The sequence below is a fragment of the Acinetobacter sp. DSM 11652 genome (assembly GCF_900109815.1).
Taxonomy (GTDB): Bacteria; Pseudomonadota; Gammaproteobacteria; order Pseudomonadales; family Moraxellaceae; genus Acinetobacter.
In genome coordinates this window covers 1-1,538 of the sequence record NZ_FOBK01000037.1, presented here as the reverse complement: position 1 = coordinate 1,538, position 1,538 = coordinate 1, and the positions used below count along the sequence as shown (strand labels likewise).

General features: G+C 41.0%; 1 protein-coding gene. It reads right to left on the bottom strand.

The annotated features are described in order from the left end of the window. The coding region (locus tag BMW42_RS14910; RefSeq protein ID WP_143047431.1) for a zincin-like metallopeptidase domain-containing protein at positions 1-1,538 on the bottom strand (1,538 nt) is incomplete at both ends.

Here is a 1,538-nt window from a genome sequence, read left to right as displayed (position 1 = left end):
TCAAATTGAGGATCATAACCCGGCCCATCAAATTGAGGATCGTTATTCTGAGGCTGTTCCAATTCATTTTCTTCATTTTCAGTTGTTTGATAAAGTCCATATTCATAAGAATATTCGGTCTTTAACTTTTCAATAGTTTCTAAAATAAATTGATTTTCTTTAAGCTCTAACCCTTTTCCAGTTTCAATAGCTTCTAGTATTTGATCACCTACTTTTTCTATGTCTTCATCTTGCTCTAATTGTGCCACCTTAGAATTTTCACTTTGGTATAAAATGAAATATCCGGCATGTTCATAGTCTTGAGCATCTGCTAGTTCTTTCAAAAATTTCTTAACATTTTCTGGAATTTCTTTGGGTTTATTCACTGGCTGATTAGGTAAGCCCTGACTTAAATTTCCTTCTTTTGGTGTTTCATCTTCTTGAATTTTTCTATCAGTACGCCATTTGCTAACAGCTTCTAAATTAGCGCCTTCCGGTGCATACCATGATTTAGCTTCTTTATCCCACTTAAGTTGAAAGCCTGCTGCTTTAGCTGCTTCTTTAGCTTCATCCTTCTCTGCAAATGGCACTGTTAAATAAGTCCGGGCCTGTGAGATATTCGGGTTATTTACTGGCTCATTTAACGGCTTAGCCACAATAATAGGCTTGTCCATATCTTTAAATTGTTCTTGTTCAAATCCCATTACAAAACCAGCAATATGCTCTGCATCTGCTGCGGCTCTAAAAATTTCTCGCGGGTCTTCTTTTAAAGTTTTCACCCATGAACCAATATAAGCAACATGCTGGCCGGGATCATGTCCTATATCCAATCGTTCACCCAGCATAAATGAAGCTATTTCAGCTCTTAGTTCTTCCCTTGCATAGCCTTCCGAACCAAAGGGATGATTTAGATCACGATCTAAACGTGATTCGTGTCCTGTCCAGTGGCCCAGCTCATGCAATGCCGTAGCATAATATGCGTCACTACTAGAAAACTGGCTTAGTAAAGGTAAAGTAATGCTGTCTGTTGAAGGTCTATAAAATGCCCTATCACCTTCGATATGTTGGATATTCGCACCACTTGCCGCTAGAATCGCCTCAGCGCGTGAATGTCTTTCCGGCTCAGGTTGTATTGGTCTTGCTTCTAACGGTGGCAATCCGTCAATCTGTTCAGCATTAAAGACGACTGCACTAAAAGAACGGGGGCGGTCTAACTTGACTACAATCTTTTTTTGTTCGCCCGTTTCCGGGTCGATGATCGGCTTGCCCTGCTCATCGACCGCTTTAATCTCATCGGTAAATTTCCAATAAATGATCTGAGTGCCTTTCTCACCCTTTTTGACTTGTGCTTCTTCTGAGGCTGCCTGCTTGTAGGTCATCCAACGTGGATCAGCATAACCCTGCATGTGTAACCATAGGCTATTCATACCTCGATATTGGCTACCCGTTTTAGGATTATAGGGCATTCTCAACTCGCCCGGCTTCCAAGGTTTTAACCAAGGTGCTGTACCCTGCTCTAATTGCTCAATAATTCGAGCTGCAACACTTTCTGCATATTC